At 56.8% G+C, this 13,895-nt stretch carries 18 protein-coding genes; 3 read left to right on the forward strand and 15 right to left on the reverse strand.

Annotated elements, in window-relative coordinates; all coding sequences use genetic code 11:
* Positions 1–29: 29 nt before the first annotated feature.
* From BM352_RS17415 to BM352_RS17460, 10 genes are all read right to left on the reverse strand, one after another.
* Positions 30–704 carry a DUF1523 family protein gene (locus tag BM352_RS17415; RefSeq protein WP_090219460.1) on the reverse strand — a complete coding sequence of 225 codons (675 nt, stop codon included), beginning with the start codon at positions 702–704 and terminating at the stop codon, positions 30–32.
* Between the two features lie 12 nt (positions 705–716).
* Complete coding sequence (locus BM352_RS17420; protein ID WP_342713615.1) at positions 717–986, reverse strand: hypothetical protein; 270 nt, start codon at positions 984–986, stop codon at positions 717–719.
* Entirely contained in the window at positions 983–2,341 is a 1,359-nt protein-coding gene (locus BM352_RS17425; RefSeq protein WP_090219462.1) for a DUF6638 family protein, read from the reverse strand. Before BM352_RS17425 ends, BM352_RS17420 begins: the two co-directional genes overlap by 4 nt.
* The gene (locus BM352_RS17430) at positions 2,338–2,577 is read right to left on the reverse strand and encodes a hypothetical protein (protein ID WP_090219465.1); all 240 of its coding nucleotides are present in this window, start codon (positions 2,575–2,577) and stop codon (positions 2,338–2,340) included. The genes BM352_RS17425 and BM352_RS17430 overlap by 4 nt, the downstream gene beginning before the upstream one ends.
* A gap of 48 nt (positions 2,578–2,625) precedes the next feature.
* Entirely contained in the window at positions 2,626–2,841 is a 216-nt protein-coding gene (locus tag BM352_RS17435) for a hypothetical protein (RefSeq protein ID WP_090219467.1), read from the reverse strand.
* On the reverse strand, positions 2,831–4,768 hold the full coding sequence (locus BM352_RS17440) for an ATP-binding protein (RefSeq protein ID WP_090219470.1): 1,938 nt from the start codon (positions 4,766–4,768) through the stop codon (positions 2,831–2,833). Before BM352_RS17440 ends, BM352_RS17435 begins: the two co-directional genes overlap by 11 nt.
* A gap of 41 nt (positions 4,769–4,809) precedes the next feature.
* Positions 4,810–5,940: a hypothetical protein gene (locus tag BM352_RS17445; RefSeq protein WP_090220405.1), complete on the reverse strand. Its 1,131-nt coding sequence runs from the start codon at positions 5,938–5,940 to the stop codon at positions 4,810–4,812.
* Entirely contained in the window at positions 5,933–6,139 is a 207-nt protein-coding gene (locus tag BM352_RS17450; protein ID WP_090219474.1) for a hypothetical protein, read from the reverse strand. The genes BM352_RS17445 and BM352_RS17450 overlap by 8 nt, the downstream gene beginning before the upstream one ends.
* Before the next feature lie 2 nt (positions 6,140–6,141).
* Positions 6,142–7,218, reverse strand: coding sequence for a hypothetical protein (locus BM352_RS17455; RefSeq protein WP_090219477.1), 1,077 nt, complete (start codon positions 7,216–7,218; stop codon positions 6,142–6,144).
* Positions 7,219–7,338: 120 nt separating this feature from the next.
* Positions 7,339–8,130, reverse strand: a complete 792-nt coding sequence (locus BM352_RS17460; protein ID WP_090219479.1) for an alpha/beta hydrolase — start codon at positions 8,128–8,130, stop codon at positions 7,339–7,341.
* Between the two features lie 59 nt (positions 8,131–8,189).
* On the opposite strand from BM352_RS17460, the gene BM352_RS17465 reads away from it, so the two are divergent.
* Both BM352_RS17465 and BM352_RS17470 read left to right on the forward strand, forming a co-directional pair.
* The gene (locus BM352_RS17465; RefSeq protein WP_090220408.1) at positions 8,190–8,726 is read left to right on the forward strand and encodes an RNA polymerase sigma factor; all 537 of its coding nucleotides are present in this window, start codon (positions 8,190–8,192) and stop codon (positions 8,724–8,726) included.
* The gene (locus BM352_RS17470; RefSeq protein ID WP_090219481.1) at positions 8,727–10,703 is read left to right on the forward strand and encodes a vWA domain-containing protein; all 1,977 of its coding nucleotides are present in this window, start codon (positions 8,727–8,729) and stop codon (positions 10,701–10,703) included.
* 67 nt (positions 10,704–10,770) lie between these two features.
* On the opposite strand, the gene BM352_RS17475 is transcribed toward BM352_RS17470, so the two are convergent.
* The 5 genes from BM352_RS17475 to BM352_RS17495 form a co-directional block, all read right to left on the reverse strand.
* Positions 10,771–11,325 (reverse strand): F0F1 ATP synthase subunit B, encoded by a 555-nt coding sequence (locus BM352_RS17475; protein ID WP_090219484.1) that lies wholly within the window; start codon positions 11,323–11,325, stop codon positions 10,771–10,773.
* A gap of 3 nt (positions 11,326–11,328) precedes the next feature.
* The gene (locus BM352_RS17480) at positions 11,329–11,856 is read right to left on the reverse strand and encodes a F0F1 ATP synthase subunit B' (protein ID WP_090219487.1); all 528 of its coding nucleotides are present in this window, start codon (positions 11,854–11,856) and stop codon (positions 11,329–11,331) included.
* Positions 11,857–11,948: 92 nt separating this feature from the next.
* A complete protein-coding gene (locus BM352_RS17485; RefSeq protein WP_021099431.1) occupies positions 11,949–12,185 on the reverse strand; it encodes a F0F1 ATP synthase subunit C in 237 nt (78 codons plus the stop codon).
* Positions 12,186–12,231: 46 nt separating this feature from the next.
* Positions 12,232–12,990 carry a F0F1 ATP synthase subunit A gene (locus tag BM352_RS17490; RefSeq protein ID WP_090219490.1) on the reverse strand — a complete coding sequence of 253 codons (759 nt, stop codon included), beginning with the start codon at positions 12,988–12,990 and terminating at the stop codon, positions 12,232–12,234.
* Between the two features lie 4 nt (positions 12,991–12,994).
* Entirely contained in the window at positions 12,995–13,321 is a 327-nt protein-coding gene (locus tag BM352_RS17495; RefSeq protein ID WP_090219492.1) for an AtpZ/AtpI family protein, read from the reverse strand.
* A gap of 219 nt (positions 13,322–13,540) precedes the next feature.
* Here BM352_RS17495 and BM352_RS17500 point away from each other — a divergent pair, with 219 nt between their 5' ends.
* Positions 13,541–13,864 (forward strand): ArsR/SmtB family transcription factor, encoded by a 324-nt coding sequence (locus BM352_RS17500; RefSeq protein ID WP_090219494.1) that lies wholly within the window; start codon positions 13,541–13,543, stop codon positions 13,862–13,864.
* Positions 13,865–13,895: the final 31 nt, after the last annotated feature.

Genomic DNA, 13,895 nt, shown 5'->3' on the forward strand with positions numbered 1-13,895 from the left:
TCAAAGTCACGGCGAGACTTTGACCGGCTCTACTTGCGCGGCTTGCCTTTCCAGGTGTCGAGCCATGAGCGGAAGCCGGAGCGCTTCTCGTCTGCGTAGTCATCCACCGCGTCCCACGTCTCGCCAACGCTTTCCGTTATCGGATCAATTTTGGACCTCTTGAACCACTGACTGAGGCGGAAAAACCCAAGGCAGATGCCTGCGAGGATGATCAGGATGAGAATGTTGAAATATGGGATCAACGTCTTTTCTGGGTCATCAGTTGCCCGAACTGCTGCAGCGTTAGGGAAGATCGACAGGAACTCGTTGCGCCAGCCGTAATGTGTGATCACCACCCATTGAGGGTCTGCTTTGGTTGAAGCCAAATCCGCCGCTTCTGTTTGGAGGTTTGAGGAATCCAGCTTGAAGTAGGGAGGCCATCCCCAGCCCGTATCCTCGTTGCGGTAAACCATAACGCGCCCGCTCTTGTCGGCCTTGCCGCTGTCATAAAGCACGGCGTTGATAAACCGGACATCGCGATTTGCGCCAGTGGTATCCTGCCCGCTATCCGCGCTCGCCCAGAAGATCGAGTTCTCGCCGAAATCAACGCGGCGCACTTCGGTCTCAACGATGCGAACGATGTCACGTTGCGGCAAGGTGTAGTGCAGGAAGGCTGCGACCAGCACCCAGAACAACAGAACGATTGTGTATTTCACCCAACGCATCAGCGAGGCTCCTTATTGGAAGTTGACCACGTAGACCAGCACACCGATCACGAGATAGGGCACCACGAAGACGCCTAAAATTAGCTTTCTGCGCAAGGATCCGTCGTAGTCTTCAAGCCCCTGCTCGATAAACGCATCACGATCCCCAGTCCGCACCTCTTCGTCCCACTCTTCTGCCAGCTTGCCCCGCCGGACAGAGCGCGACCATGCCGACAAAATGAAATAGACGACCAGCATAACGATGAACGCTATCACCGAGAGGCGTATAATTCCGAAAATCATCGCGTTCTCCTTACCGCGCCCCAAGGACCGACGATGTCAACGACGTCGCGCGGTTCAGCCTGGGGCGGCTCCTCCATAGACGCGTCACCGCTTCCGAACAAGGCCTCGCGGGCGCCCGCCTTGTCCACTTGATACTCCCTCGCAAGGAAATCAGCTACAAATGCCTTCTTCTGATCAGGCCACGTGCGGTAGCGGCTGTAGAAGAGCTCTTTGTGGCAAATGAACAATTGCCGGACATCCAGCATCGACAATTCAGCCAGCAGCATGTTGACCAGATCACGGTCCGCGTGGGGCTTTGAGCGAAGAGTGTAGAAATACGCGGGATCATTCGATGATATTCGCGGCCACGCGCCGCCGCCTTCGGCCCAACGCAAAAGTTTCGCCAGCGTGTGAAACTCTACCGGCAGCAATTCTGAGTAGCGGCGGGCAAGCGAGCGCAGATCCTGGCGCCGCAGGCGGTTCAAATCCGCCTCCATCGTCGCCGCCACATCGACTATGATGAAATCTAGTTTTTGGCGCAGGATCGCCACGGCATCCACGCCCCGTGCTTTGACGATAGGCTCGACCAGATCGTTGTCCTCTAGGAACTTCGCAATCTTGGTTCGTTCATGCAAGCCAATGGCGCCGCCGCCTTTGCCGACAGGCAGGTTGCCCAAATCCTCGTCCGAGACAGAAATCACGGCCGGTTTCTCAACATCCCGAAACGCATAGAGCCCGCCGAAATGCGACGTCCAGAAGTTGCCCTGTTCATATTCGGTGTGGCCCAACCTGATCGGAACGCGGGTCACATCGCCGGTTTTGTGGGCCAACTTGATCATGTCGGCAATCAGCACGTCATCCCACCACGCATCATCGCGACTGCGGAACTCGGTGATCATGCTGTCCAGCTTGCCCGCATCCGACACCACGCCGGAGGTCGTATCGGCCTCGACTCTGATCTTGCGAATGTCGAAAAGGTGGGAGGGTTTCGTGACGCTATAGACCGAATTCACCAGCTCCCCCGCGATGGCATCACGGGCTGTCAGGGCAAAAAGTTGTGCCTCGTTGGAGGTGATAAACTGTCGCAAAATCCCGCGCGAAGTGGAGAATTTGGCCTCTAGCAAGGGCGCCGATTTTTGTTCTGTCGACAACAAGATGAATTGCCGGTTGCACCCTTGGGGGTTCAAATACAGATGGTCTTCCAACTCCTCGCCCACCTCAGGCGCGTAGCCGGAGATATCGACGTGGAAATCCGTCAGCGTCGTCTCCTTGCCCGTCAGATGCTTGAGCGCCCGGTTGTAGCGGTCCGCCATCGCCTGCCCGTTCACATGGAACAGGTTGCCATACATCAGGCCTTTTTCGATCAAACGCATCATTGGTCAGGCCCCTTCGTCCCATCGCCGCGGCGATAGATTAACAAGTAACTAAACAGCGCCCCTACCCATATGGCGATGCAGAACATGATCGACAAGCTCAGGAACATCTCCCCGAACCCCTCCGTATGCCCCGCGTAATTCGCCCCCGAGGGCGTGAGCGCGCCGAACAGGTAGGCCGTCACCGCCCATGCGAGCAGGATCGGGCCGAGCAGGATAGGGAGGAGGAGTTTACGCATGGGTTAAGCCGTCTATTCGCGCAAACGCAGATGTTTGGCGGTTAATCTTCATTCTTTGCTTTCGCCTGCTGTCTCATACTTTTCAGTGAAAGCCAAAATTGAGCCATATGTCTCAGCCACACGTCGTTGAACTGATGGCATCATCTTGGCGCCACGCTCTGGCCAACCATGGCTTTCAAACATTTGCGTCCAACCGCCAAAATGCTCTTTCGCAATGCGAGAAATCGCCTTCGCATCCCAACCAGGCTTATAGTCATATGCCACCCTTACTCTCCAAATACCGCCGCTTTGCTTCCTCACTCAAACCAAACTCCCGCACCATATTGGCAATCGCCACCTCGTCCGACTTGTCGGCATAGCGGAACTCGCTATCGGCGTAGCGGTTGATTTCCTGGATCACCATGTCGACCGTGATCGGCTGGCGTAGCTCCTCGATCATGCCCTTCTTCTCGTCATAGGATTTGAACAGGAACAGGTCCGGCTCCTCCATCCATTCGTCCGGCAACTCGAAGTCCATCGCCCGCACCTTTACGGCGTCGGTGATGTTCTTGATCGCGCGGCCGGTGAAGCGGTGGTCGGCCTCCTGGATGCCTTTCAGGTACGTCCCGAGCTTGGCAATCGTATCCAAGCTACCGATGTCCTTCGACACCCGCTCGTAGACCTGCAGCAAGCCGTCCTCATGGGGTTTCGAGTGCCCCTCGAACGATGCGGCAACGGCCTTCTTGATCTCTTGCGCGGCGAAGACCGTGTGTTCGCCCAAGGGGATGTCGTGGTTCTTGCCCATCAGCAGTGCCAGAATGTCGATGTAGTCGTCCCGCGTGATCGGCCCGTCCACAAGGAACCGCGCGCCCGCCCGCTGGCGCAAGGCGTCGTCGACGTTTTCAGGGTAGTTCGAGAACATCCCAAACGTGCAATTCCCGCGCACCACGGTGTTGGCGCCCGCAAAAGATTCCATCAGCACGGCGGTGATTTCCAGCTGACCGGCGCTCGACTGCCGGTCGCCGCGTTTACCCGCCAACTGGTCGATGTCGTCAATGGTGCCAAACCCGATCACATTCGGGTCGATCACGTTGTTGATGAACGCCTTGGCGTTCTGGCCTGATTTACCTTGATAGCTGTCGATATTATCCGTCGACAGGTTCTGGTAGCGGAACGGATAGCCCGCTGTCTCGCAATAGCCCGAGACCAGCCCCGCCATCATCTGGATCAGCGTGGTTTTCCCCGTCCCCGGCGCGCCGTCGCCCATGAAGGTAAAGATGAAGCCGCCAAGCTCCGCAAACGGGTTCAGCTTGCGGTCGAAGTCGTAGGCCATCAGCATCTTGGCCAGCTTCATCGACTGGTATTTGGCGATGTGGTTGCCGACGACCTCGTTCGGTTTTTTGAAGGTCATCGTCAGCTTGCTGCCCTTGGCCGCGTGGGCGGGGGTGAAGCCGTTGATCGTCAGATTGTCCGCCTCGACGCGGTAGGACGCAGAATTGAACGCCGCCAACCGTGGGGTATTCTGCGCACGCAACGCGGCCTTTTCCATCACCTGCTCGGCATAGGCCAGAACTGTGGCAACCAGCTTGGCGTCGTCGCTGGCGAACAGGGTCAGATCTTGGTCCAGCTCCCACAACGCGCCATGTAGCGCCAATTGCGCGTTATCAGATAGGATTTCTTCGACAGCGCCGATCTCCACCGACGTCTCGCTGGCTTGTGACGCCAGCAGGAACGACGTGGCATTGGCGAAAGTGAACAATGTCGCCAAGGCTTCCGCCGCCAGCAACTCGCCGAACTCTGCGCGGCGTGCTTCGGCCACACGGCCAGCGAGGTTTTCTTTCTTAAGCTCCGACAGTCCGGTGGCTTCAGAAAACGCCTCGCCTGCCGCGAGAGCAATCGCCAAAGCGCGGCGAATGCCGTGAAGCACGCTGGCTTGAATGGCAGATGGCAGGGCATCTTCGCCCACGCTTTCGACACGCTCGATCAGACGCACGCCCTCGGGGCGCGCAGTAGAGCGGGTCACTAAGCCAGGAGTGGTTGAACGGAACCGGCGGCGGGTACCAAGGCCCGCTGATTTCTCGGTCTGCAGTGCCTCTTTTGCAGTGGCAATGCGCGGTGTGTGGTCCACGCCTTCCAGCATTGCGACGGCAGCCGCATAATGTTTGCGAATATCGTCTTCGGTCAGTTCCATAAAATCAGCTGATTGGCTCACGTCAAACCCTCATCTTTATTCTTAAAATAGGTCGGTATGGACTACCGATAACTCACCACGCGGCCAGCAGGGCTGACCACAAATTTGCGCACGTCATGAAAGCCGGCGGGGTTCTTCTCGGCCAGCACCTGAAACGGGCGTTGCGGCAAAATGATCGAGCGTTCGATGCTCGTCGTTCCCGTCTCCGCCCCGCGCCCCGCAAAGGGGTCGAGCTTGAAAATCTCGCGCTCGACCGAGCTGAACCAGCCCTTCTTTTCCATCTCTGTACGCTCGGAATGGAGATCTTCAACTGTCCATGCCAGCGTCCAATCCTCGCCCACGGGGCCTTGCGCCTCTTCCAGCACTTCGCGGATTGGGCCGGATTGCGAGGTGAAGACCGATGAATACATCGGGCCAACATGGATACGCCGCAAGCGCTTGGGGTGCAAATCGTCGAAGTCACGGTCGAACCCTTGCGCGATGGTCAAAAGCTTGAGCCCCGCAGAGCCTTGAGCCATCAAATGAGCCTGCGCCGAAGGCCAGCGCCGCGCGTCTTTGGGCAACGCCACCTCGCCCGTATCCTCTACATCCATCATATAGATTGTCGGCACGTTTTGCTGACTGTCATAGACCGCCCAATGGAGCAGATAGCTGCGCCGATCGTCCTTGTTGCCCGTCCACAACGCATGGGGATCATTGGTCGCCCAAAACAGTCCGCCTTCAGCCAATGCCTCGTAATACAAGCGTTGAGACATCGCAAATTGCAGTTTGGTTGGCACGGTCAAATCGCCCACAATCTGGCGAACCATTTCGTCTTTGAGCTTCGCTCTCGAGCGCATCCCCGCCAAATGGGTCTCCGCCTGTTGAGCGTCGTTGGCCATCTTCATTAGTTCGGCAAAGACCGGGAAACCGCTTTCGTGCCGGTCGATGGACAACGATCCAAAGAACACACCGGTGTCACGCCCGGTCAGCAGATATTTGTGGCTCAGAGCACGGAAAGTCTGCGCGATGCGGGTCACGTAGTCCGAAATAATTGCCACATCGGATTTTGAGAACGTCCGCTCCACCTCCATCTCGGCGGCCACGCGGGCCAGATGGCCGGTGATCCGCTCGAACTTGGCAAAGTAGCGCCGCGCGGCGAGGTCGTCGGTCAAGCCGGAGTGGTCGGCGGTGAGGTTGAGGTCTTCAGTCATCACTTGCGGCATCCGGCAATGCGCGATCCAACCATCCATTGAACCAGAAACCATAAAGCGCGGATATGACAAAGATCAGCACTTCGAAAACCCCAGAGTCAAATCTAGGCCACGTATCACCAACAAACCCACGCAGCCCGTAGAACACGAAGATCATTGTGATGATAGTGACAGCGATGACCCCAAGTGACCTAAGCAAGGTTAGGCACCATACAGATTTTTGTCGTGCTTCTCGACGATCTTCTCGAAGCGCCGCGCGAACCGCTCATCCGCCTTCGCCTTCTGCTCCAGCACTTTGCGGGCGAAAACCATTTGGTCCTCATGGGCTTCCATCATCTCAGTCATGCGCTTGTTGGTGGCGGCACCGATGCCGGCCATGGCGGATTGCGCCTCTTGGTCGGTTTTCACGCCAATCTCGTTGATCTTGTGCGCCACGTCCTGCTGCTGAGCCGTCTTCAACGACTTGGTCAACGCATCGTAAAGCACCACGCGTTGCTTGGTGTCGGTTTCCAGCTTGTTGATCAAAACCATCTGCGTCGCCGCTTGGTTTTGAAGCGAGTCGATCCAGGTTTTACCCTGCTCGATATAACGCTCAAGAGTCTGGCTTTTGGCCAGCTTCACCTGTTCGGCCTGCACCTTCTCGTTATAAAGCGAGTTCAACCCCGCCAGTTCGGTCTCTAACTTAGTGCGCGCAGCCGCGTCCTGCTCTACAGATATCTTATTCTCCAACTCGATGATTTTCGGGTCCATCGCCACGATCTCGGTGCGCAGGGTTTCCAATTCGCCCACAGTGAATTCGCGATCATCGAGCGTCGCGGTCAGGTTGCTTTCAACCTTTTCCTTTTGCTCGTTTAGCATGGTCAACTGGCCCTGAAGCAGCGCCACGATAGTATCGGACTTGCCGATGAGATCTTGCAATTTGTCATCAATCGACGCGGTTCGCATACGCTCTTGGCGCAGGCTTTCCGACTTGCCTTGGGAGAAAATGCCCACAAAGCTTTCCCATCCGGTCTTGTCGCGCATCGCGGAAAAGTCTTCGGAGAAGCCGGAGGTCACGTCGTCCAAGCCCATAATCAGCTCGGCAATATTAGCGTCCATAGCCGCGGTATGGGCATGCACGTCTTCAAGCGAAGCGTTCTCAATGTCCAACTCCAGCACATCTCCGGCGTCCAACTTGGCCCGCGCAGATTCAATCTTGCTGGTCATTTCAGCGATTTTAGCTTGTGCTTCAGCCACTTGCTCTTGGCTTTCACGAACTTGCGCGTCGAAATTGGCCATAAAGAATATCCCCTCGTTTAAATGTTATCACCATTCACATAATGGCAAGAATTGCAGTTTTAAAGAGTTTGCCACGTCGAACCCGCCCCACGCCATAGCAAAAACCGGCTGTAAGGTAATTTACGACAGCGCAGCTCTCAAGATGGGGCTTTTCGCATCACGTAAGACGTCAATCACATCGAAATGGTGGCGTCCTGGCAAAATCATGTGGCCTACGCCCCATGCCTCGGCCAACCATCGGGCTTGGTCCAGAAACACCGGGCGCTCTTGCGAACCGACCGCCACAGTCACTGGCACATCCAATGAATGCCCCAAAACAGGGCTTTCTGCCTGCGCTTCTGCGGCATCCAAGCGCAACGTGTCGTTCATCGTCAACGGAAGCATCGGGCGAAGATCCGAAACGGGCGATATCGACAATACATGAGACAATCGAGCGGCCACATATGCTGACAAAACGCCCGGCATGGCCATGCGCGCCACCAAATGCCCGCCCGCCGAATGCCCTGCCAAAACAATCGGCCCGTCGGTCTGCTCTGCCAGAGCCGTTATAGCCTGCGCGACATGTTTTGTAATCTCGCTGATCCGAACCTCTGGTGCCAGAGGGTAGCCCGGATGCGCAATGGCCCATCCCGCGGTCAAGGCACCCTCACCGAAACAGGTCCAGTCATCCTTGTGCCGCTGCAACCAGTAGCCGCCGTGCACGAAGATAAAGAGACCCTTCGCAGGGCCATCGGGACGGATCAGATCATATTTTGCGCGAGGGTTGTCGCCGTAGGCCACATCATACTCGCCCGTTTTCGCCGCGCGAAGCGCCGCCGATGCCGCCTCCCACGCGTCCACATAGCTTTGCGCGTTGGGGATAAAGGCGCCATTTTCATATTCCAGATCAAGCTCTTGCTGAGTTTTCGACATTCTTTTCAACTTTACCCCAAGGATTGACGCCGCCCATGCGTCCTACCATCACTATGCGTATGAAAACCAGCGACGAGGCATTGGCGCAAGCCGCGAGTGACGGGGACAGCGAGGCATTCAGCCTTCTGGTCAGGCGTCACTACGACCGGTTGTTCCGATTGTCTTGGCGATTAACCGGCCACCGCGCCGATGCTGAGGACTTGACGCATGACATTCTGGCAGCGCTCCCTGCCAAATTGCGCGCTTTCCGTGCAGACTCCAAGTTCACGACGTGGCTCTACCGCGTGACCTTGAACGCCGCGACCGATCGCGCTCGCAAGTCACAGCGCCGCAGGCGTGCCCGCGAAGGCTGGGGCCAAGACTACACCAGGCGCGCAGCTGAGGCCGCAGAAGGTGCCGAGGCACAAGACTGGTTGGCCAACGCCATGCGCGCCCTGCCGCCTGAACTGCGCGAGACCGTGGTGCTGACTTTGGGCGAAGAACTGACGCAAGCCCAAGCAGCTGAGGTTATGGGGCTGTCGGAAGGAACAATTGCGTGGCGTATGTCAGAAGTGAAACGCCACTTGCGCGAAATGGCCAAAGAGGGGGCCAGGTAGATGCCAGAATTTGAAGACGAACTAGACAAACTCCGCGCCGCATTGCGCGAGGCACCAGCGCCAGATGAAGCCACCAAGGAGGCCGCCTTGCGCAGGGCAGAAGAAAATTTTGAACGCCTCCAAGGATCGGCCTCTGCCGCACGTCCTACAGATATTAGCCCCAAGCGGGCAGGATTTTTGAAAGGACTTGGACAGATGTTTATGAAACCCAATTTGAAGCCGATGATGCTGGCAACGTCATCTCTGGTGATTGTCGGCGTTGGCGTGGTGCTGACAATGCCCCTTCTGCGAGAGCAATCAGCTCCGGCATTGAGAAACGAGGCCGTTGCGTCCAAGCCAAGTCCCGTATCGATCTCTGAATTGAGCGAGGCGGCGAATGACGCCGAGCAAGAGTCGCCGCGCGCGCGCGCGGCGACGAGCCAACCGGCTCCGGAGCGTGACGATGCAACCGCAAGTGTGGCTGCCCCAGGGCCGATGCGAATGGCTAAAAGTGCCGAGGGCTTTTCGGCGCAAGGAGTGGCCGTGAGTAACCTCACAACTTCCTCGCCGCCACTTCGCGACCGTCTGCCTCAGTCTGGCATCTCCCAGTCTCGCGACCAATTTCTTGATGTTTCATATAATCCTTTGAAGGTGACATCCGAAGAACCTGTTTCCACCTTCTCAATCGACGTGGATACGGCCAGCTATTCTTGGGTCCGCTCCAGCCTGTCGCGCGGCCAGATGCCAGACCCCAATTCGGTGCGGGTCGAGGAAATGGTGAACTACTTCCCTTACGCTTACCCCGCACCTGAAGGCGACGTGCCATTCCGCCAAACCGTGACTGTCAGCGAAACCCCATGGAACACAGACACCCAACTGATGCACATCGCTATTCAAGGCGCGCAGATCACGGATCGTCCACCGTTAAACCTTGTGTTCCTTCTGGACACCTCAGGCTCTATGCAGGACGCAAACAAGCTGCCTTTACTGGTGCAAAGCTTCCGCCTGATGCTTGGCCAGCTACACCCAGAAGATGAGGTTGCAATCGTCACCTATGCGGGCTCCGCTGGCACTGTCCTAGAGCCCACCAAAGCATCCGAGCGCCGCAAGATCGAAGACGCTTTGCTGCGCTTGTCGGCAGGTGGCTCTACTGCCGGCGGCGAAGGCCTGCGCGCGGCCTATACGCTTGCAGATCAGATGAGCCGCGACGGAGAGGTCTCGCGCGTTCTATTGGCCACCGATGGGGATTTTAACGTCGGTATGCAATCAGACGCGGAGCTAAAGAGCTTCGTGGAGCAAAAGCGCCAGTCCGGCACATATCTTTCGGTCTTCGGCTTCGGGCGCGGCAATGTGAACGACGCTTTGATGCAGACCCTTGCCCAGAATGGAAACGGCCAAGCCGCCTATATCGACACCTTGGCCGAGGCACAAAAGGTGCTGGTCGATCAACTTTCCGGCGCGATGTTCACCATCGCCCAAGACGTCAAGATTCAGGTGGAGTTCAACCCCGCCACCGTCGCCGAATATCGCCTTATCGGCTACGAGACCCGCGCGCTGAGACGCGAGGATTTCAACAATGATAGGGTGGACGCGGGCGAAATCGGGGCTGGCCATACGGTCACCGCACTCTATGAGATTACCCCTGTTGGCTCCGACGCTGTGCTGACCGACCCGCTGCGTTTCGGGTCAACTGTTGAGGATGGAAATACGTCTGACCTCGCGTTCCTGCGCCTGCGCTACAAGGAGCCTGGCGTTACACAAAGCAAACTGCTTGAAGAGGTCGTACCGGTCGGCGTTCAGAATGCAGGGCCCGAGGCGTCATTTGGCGCAGCGATCGCAGGCTTCGCGCAACTGCTGCGCGGCGAAACTGCACTGGGTGATTGGAACTATGCCGACGCCGTAGCACTCGCAAATGCCAACAAGGGCAGTGATGAGTTCGGATACAGAGCCGAGGCCGTGCAACTCATACGTTTGGCAGAAAGCATGTCGCGGAACTGACCCACCCAAACGAAAAAGGCCTCAGTGCTTTGCGGCACCGAGGCTTTCAGAAACTATCAGCTAAACCTTAGTGCAGCTTTGCTTTCACTTGCGCGATTGCGTCGTCGATCAAACCGTTCTGATCCGCAGCGCTTGTTTTGGAGGCCACCACATCTGCGGCAGCAGCGATGGCAACGGATACGGCACGGTCGCGAACTTCACGAACGGCAGAAGCTTCAGCACTTGCGATTTGTTCTTCCGCAGACTGGAGACGACGCGCGATGGAGGTTTTCAGATCCTCTTTCGCCTGCTCAGCTGCTGCTTCGGCTTCACGCTTGGCTTCGGCCACGATGCGGTCAGCTTGCTCAGCCACCTCTTTTTGCTTGCGCTCATAAGAGGCCAGCAAGGTTTGAGCTTCTTCGCGAAGGGCCTTGGCCTCATCAAGCTCGGACTGAATGGTTTCAGCGCGCTTGTCGAGCATTCCGCCAAGCATGCCCGGAACTTTGAAATAGAACAGGACTGCGATGAACAGAAGGAACGCCAGAAGCACAATGAAGTTTGTGTTGTGCAGCGACACGAAAGGACCGCTCGCGGCCAGCGCGGGGGCGGGCAACACTGCAGCAAGAGTGAGAAGCTTCTTCATCTCTTATCCTTTCATCTTAGCAGTGACGGCGGCAGTGATCGATTTTGCGTCGATTTTGCCGGGAGCCACTGCGGACACGATATCTTTTGCGATGTCTTTAGCCACTGTCGCGACGCTTTCAGCGGCGCTATCACGAATGGCTGCGATCGCTTTTTCACCTTCGGCAGAACGGGCGGCAATCTCTGCATCCGCTTTTGCGATGGCCTTGTCCAAATCGACCTGAATGGCCGCTTTGGTTTCGCCGACGATCCGACCTGCCTCGGCGCGTGCGTCGATCAGGGCTTTGTCGTAAGCCGCTTCCGCGTCCAAAGCCTGTTGCTTCAGGTCTTCGGCGGCAGCAATGTCGTTGGTTATGGTGCCGGCACGTTCTGCCAGAACCGATCCGATGCGCGGCAGCGCAACGCGCGACAGCACAAAGTAAATGACCACAAGCGTGATCAGCAACCAGACGATCTGGTTATCAAAGGTCGAGAAATCAAGCTGGGGCATGCCCGCGCTTTCTTTCACTACTTCACCGGTTTCAGTTGCCATGATGGCCCCCAGATGTGTCTGAATACTTAGATCTTACATCGGACGGGCCCGCTTCAGGCCCGCCCGACCGTAAGGATGGTATAGCTTGGTTCTTAAACGGCGAACATCAGCAGAAGGGCTACGAGGAACGAGAAGATCCCCAGAGCTTCCGCGAATGCGATGCCGATGAACAGTGTTGCAGTCTGCGAAGCAGCTGCGGACGGGTTGCGCAGAGCGCCGGACAGGTAGTTACCAGCAACGTTGCCCACACCGACGGCTGCGCCGCCCATGCCAACAGATGCCAGGCCTGCGCCGATGAATTGACCCATTTGTGCGATATCGCCTTCCATGTCTTTTCTCCTTACGATGGAATTGAGGTGATTAGTCTTCGTGACCTTAGTGGGAAGGATGCAGCGCATCTTTCAGATACACGCAGGTCAGAATTGCGAACACGTAAGCCTGGATGCCGCTTACGAGAATTTCGAGCCCATACATGGCGGTGATCGCCAGAATGGACAGAGGTGAGATTGCCGCGATGGCAGCGAAGCCCGCGAACACTTTGATAACGGCGTGGCCCGCCATCATGTTGCCCGCCAAACGAATGGAGTGGCTCACCGGCCGCACGAAGTAGCTGATGACTTCGATCAGCGCCAGGATCGGACGCAGCGCCAGTGGCGCCGAAGACACCCAGAACAGGCCCAGGAAACCCATGCCGTTTTTGACGAAACCCAAGACGGTGACTGCCAAGAATACGAAGATTGCCAGAACACCTGTCACCGCAATATGCGATGTGGTTGTGAAGGCCATTGGCAACAGGCCAAGGAAGTTCGACACCAGAATGAACATGAACAACGTCATGATGTAGGGGAAGTACTTCACACCGTCTTTACCGGTGACGTCTTCTACCATCTTGTAGACAAAGCCATACAGCATTTCAGCGATGGACTGGCTGCGCGATGGCACGATAGCGCGGCGCGAGGTGCCGATAACCAGCAGCAAGATGATGCAGACGACTGTCAAAGCCATCCAAAGCGTCACGTTAGTGATGGTGAAAGCACCAACATCGCCATGGCCAAACAGCGGCTTAACGATGAATTGGTCCATCGGGTGAAAAACCAGACCGCCTTCTTCCGCGCCGTGAGCTTCTGTCGCCATCCGTTCAATCCTTCTCGCTGGCCGCTTTGGCCACATGTTCGTTTTGGACTTCTTTGGCGGTGCGAAGCATAACGTTCACCCCGGCCGCAAAGCCCAGCAATGTGAAAACCACCAGAAAGATCGGCAATGTGCCGAACAGCCAATCCAGGCCGTATCCAATGGTCAGACCGATCCCAAGACCGGCAACAAGTTCCGTCACCATCCGCCAGCCCTGTTGGGCGCCTGAATAGTGCTCGTCCCCCCTTGGCTTTTCGGCCTGTGAGGTTTTCTTGAGGCCTTCGATCCGCTCGCTCAGCGCATCGAGCTGGGCCTTATTCGGGTCTTCGGTCATCAAAAATCACCCCTCGGGAGGTTTGATGGAGGGATAGGCCGCGGGCACCACAGAGTCAATCGCTCTAAACAGGGCCACGCCACGCCATCAAGTCCATGTTTCTAAATAAAAAAATTCCCACCAAAGAACGGCAGGACACCTCGTCGCAGCTTGGCATGCAGCAAACCCATATTCAACCATTTGGTTGACGATTGCGAAGCCGCACGCCATGACACGACTATGAGCGCGTCACTAGACACAACCTTTGCGGCCCTTGCCGATAGTACTCGAAGGGCAATCCTGACGATGTTGTTAGAAGACGACATGGCTGTCACGGACGTGGCCGAACCCTTCGATATGTCTCTTGCTGCGATTTCCAAGCACCTGTCCATCCTGACCCGTGCCGGCCTGATATCTCAGGAAAAACGCGGTAGAGTCAAATGGTGCAAACTTGAGCCCGACGCCATGCGGAGCGCAATTGTCTGGATCGAGAGCTTCGGCCAACTAGAAGCGTTGAACTTCGAAGCTTTCGAGCGCTTTCTAGATAATGAGCTTGGCTCCTGAGCCAAAGTCCAGCCACCTGCGAAACGGGCAG

Origin of the sequence: Litoreibacter janthinus (genome assembly GCF_900111945.1) — a bacterium.
GTDB classification, from domain to species: Bacteria; Pseudomonadota; Alphaproteobacteria; order Rhodobacterales; family Rhodobacteraceae; genus Litoreibacter; species Litoreibacter janthinus.

Coding starts and splice junctions, on each gene's coding strand:
- BM352_RS17490 (WP_090219490.1), bottom strand. CDS start 12,990: ATGGCGACAGAAGCTCACGGCGCGGAAGAAGGCGGTCTGGTTTTTCAC.
- BM352_RS17465 (WP_090220408.1), top strand. CDS start 8,190: ATGAAAACCAGCGACGAGGCATTGGCGCAAGCCGCGAGTGACGGGGAC.
- BM352_RS17420 (WP_342713615.1), bottom strand. CDS start 986: ATGATTTTCGGAATTATACGCCTCTCGGTGATAGCGTTCATCGTTATG.
- BM352_RS17455 (WP_090219477.1), bottom strand. CDS start 7,218: ATGGCCAATTTCGACGCGCAAGTTCGTGAAAGCCAAGAGCAAGTGGCT.
- BM352_RS17415 (WP_090219460.1), bottom strand. CDS start 704: ATGCGTTGGGTGAAATACACAATCGTTCTGTTGTTCTGGGTGCTGGTC.
- BM352_RS17425 (WP_090219462.1), bottom strand. CDS start 2,341: ATGATGCGTTTGATCGAAAAAGGCCTGATGTATGGCAACCTGTTCCAT.
- BM352_RS17470 (WP_090219481.1), top strand. CDS start 8,727: ATGCCAGAATTTGAAGACGAACTAGACAAACTCCGCGCCGCATTGCGC.
- BM352_RS17475 (WP_090219484.1), bottom strand. CDS start 11,325: ATGAAGAAGCTTCTCACTCTTGCTGCAGTGTTGCCCGCCCCCGCGCTG.
- BM352_RS17495 (WP_090219492.1), bottom strand. CDS start 13,321: ATGACCGAAGACCCGAATAAGGCCCAGCTCGATGCGCTGAGCGAGCGG.
- BM352_RS17485 (WP_021099431.1), bottom strand. CDS start 12,185: ATGGAAGGCGATATCGCACAAATGGGTCAATTCATCGGCGCAGGCCTG.
- BM352_RS17460 (WP_090219479.1), bottom strand. CDS start 8,130: ATGTCGAAAACTCAGCAAGAGCTTGATCTGGAATATGAAAATGGCGCC.
- BM352_RS17480 (WP_090219487.1), bottom strand. CDS start 11,856: ATGGCAACTGAAACCGGTGAAGTAGTGAAAGAAAGCGCGGGCATGCCC.
- BM352_RS17500 (WP_090219494.1), top strand. CDS start 13,541: ATGAGCGCGTCACTAGACACAACCTTTGCGGCCCTTGCCGATAGTACT.
- BM352_RS17445 (WP_090220405.1), bottom strand. CDS start 5,940: ATGACTGAAGACCTCAACCTCACCGCCGACCACTCCGGCTTGACCGAC.
- BM352_RS17430 (WP_090219465.1), bottom strand. CDS start 2,577: ATGCGTAAACTCCTCCTCCCTATCCTGCTCGGCCCGATCCTGCTCGCA.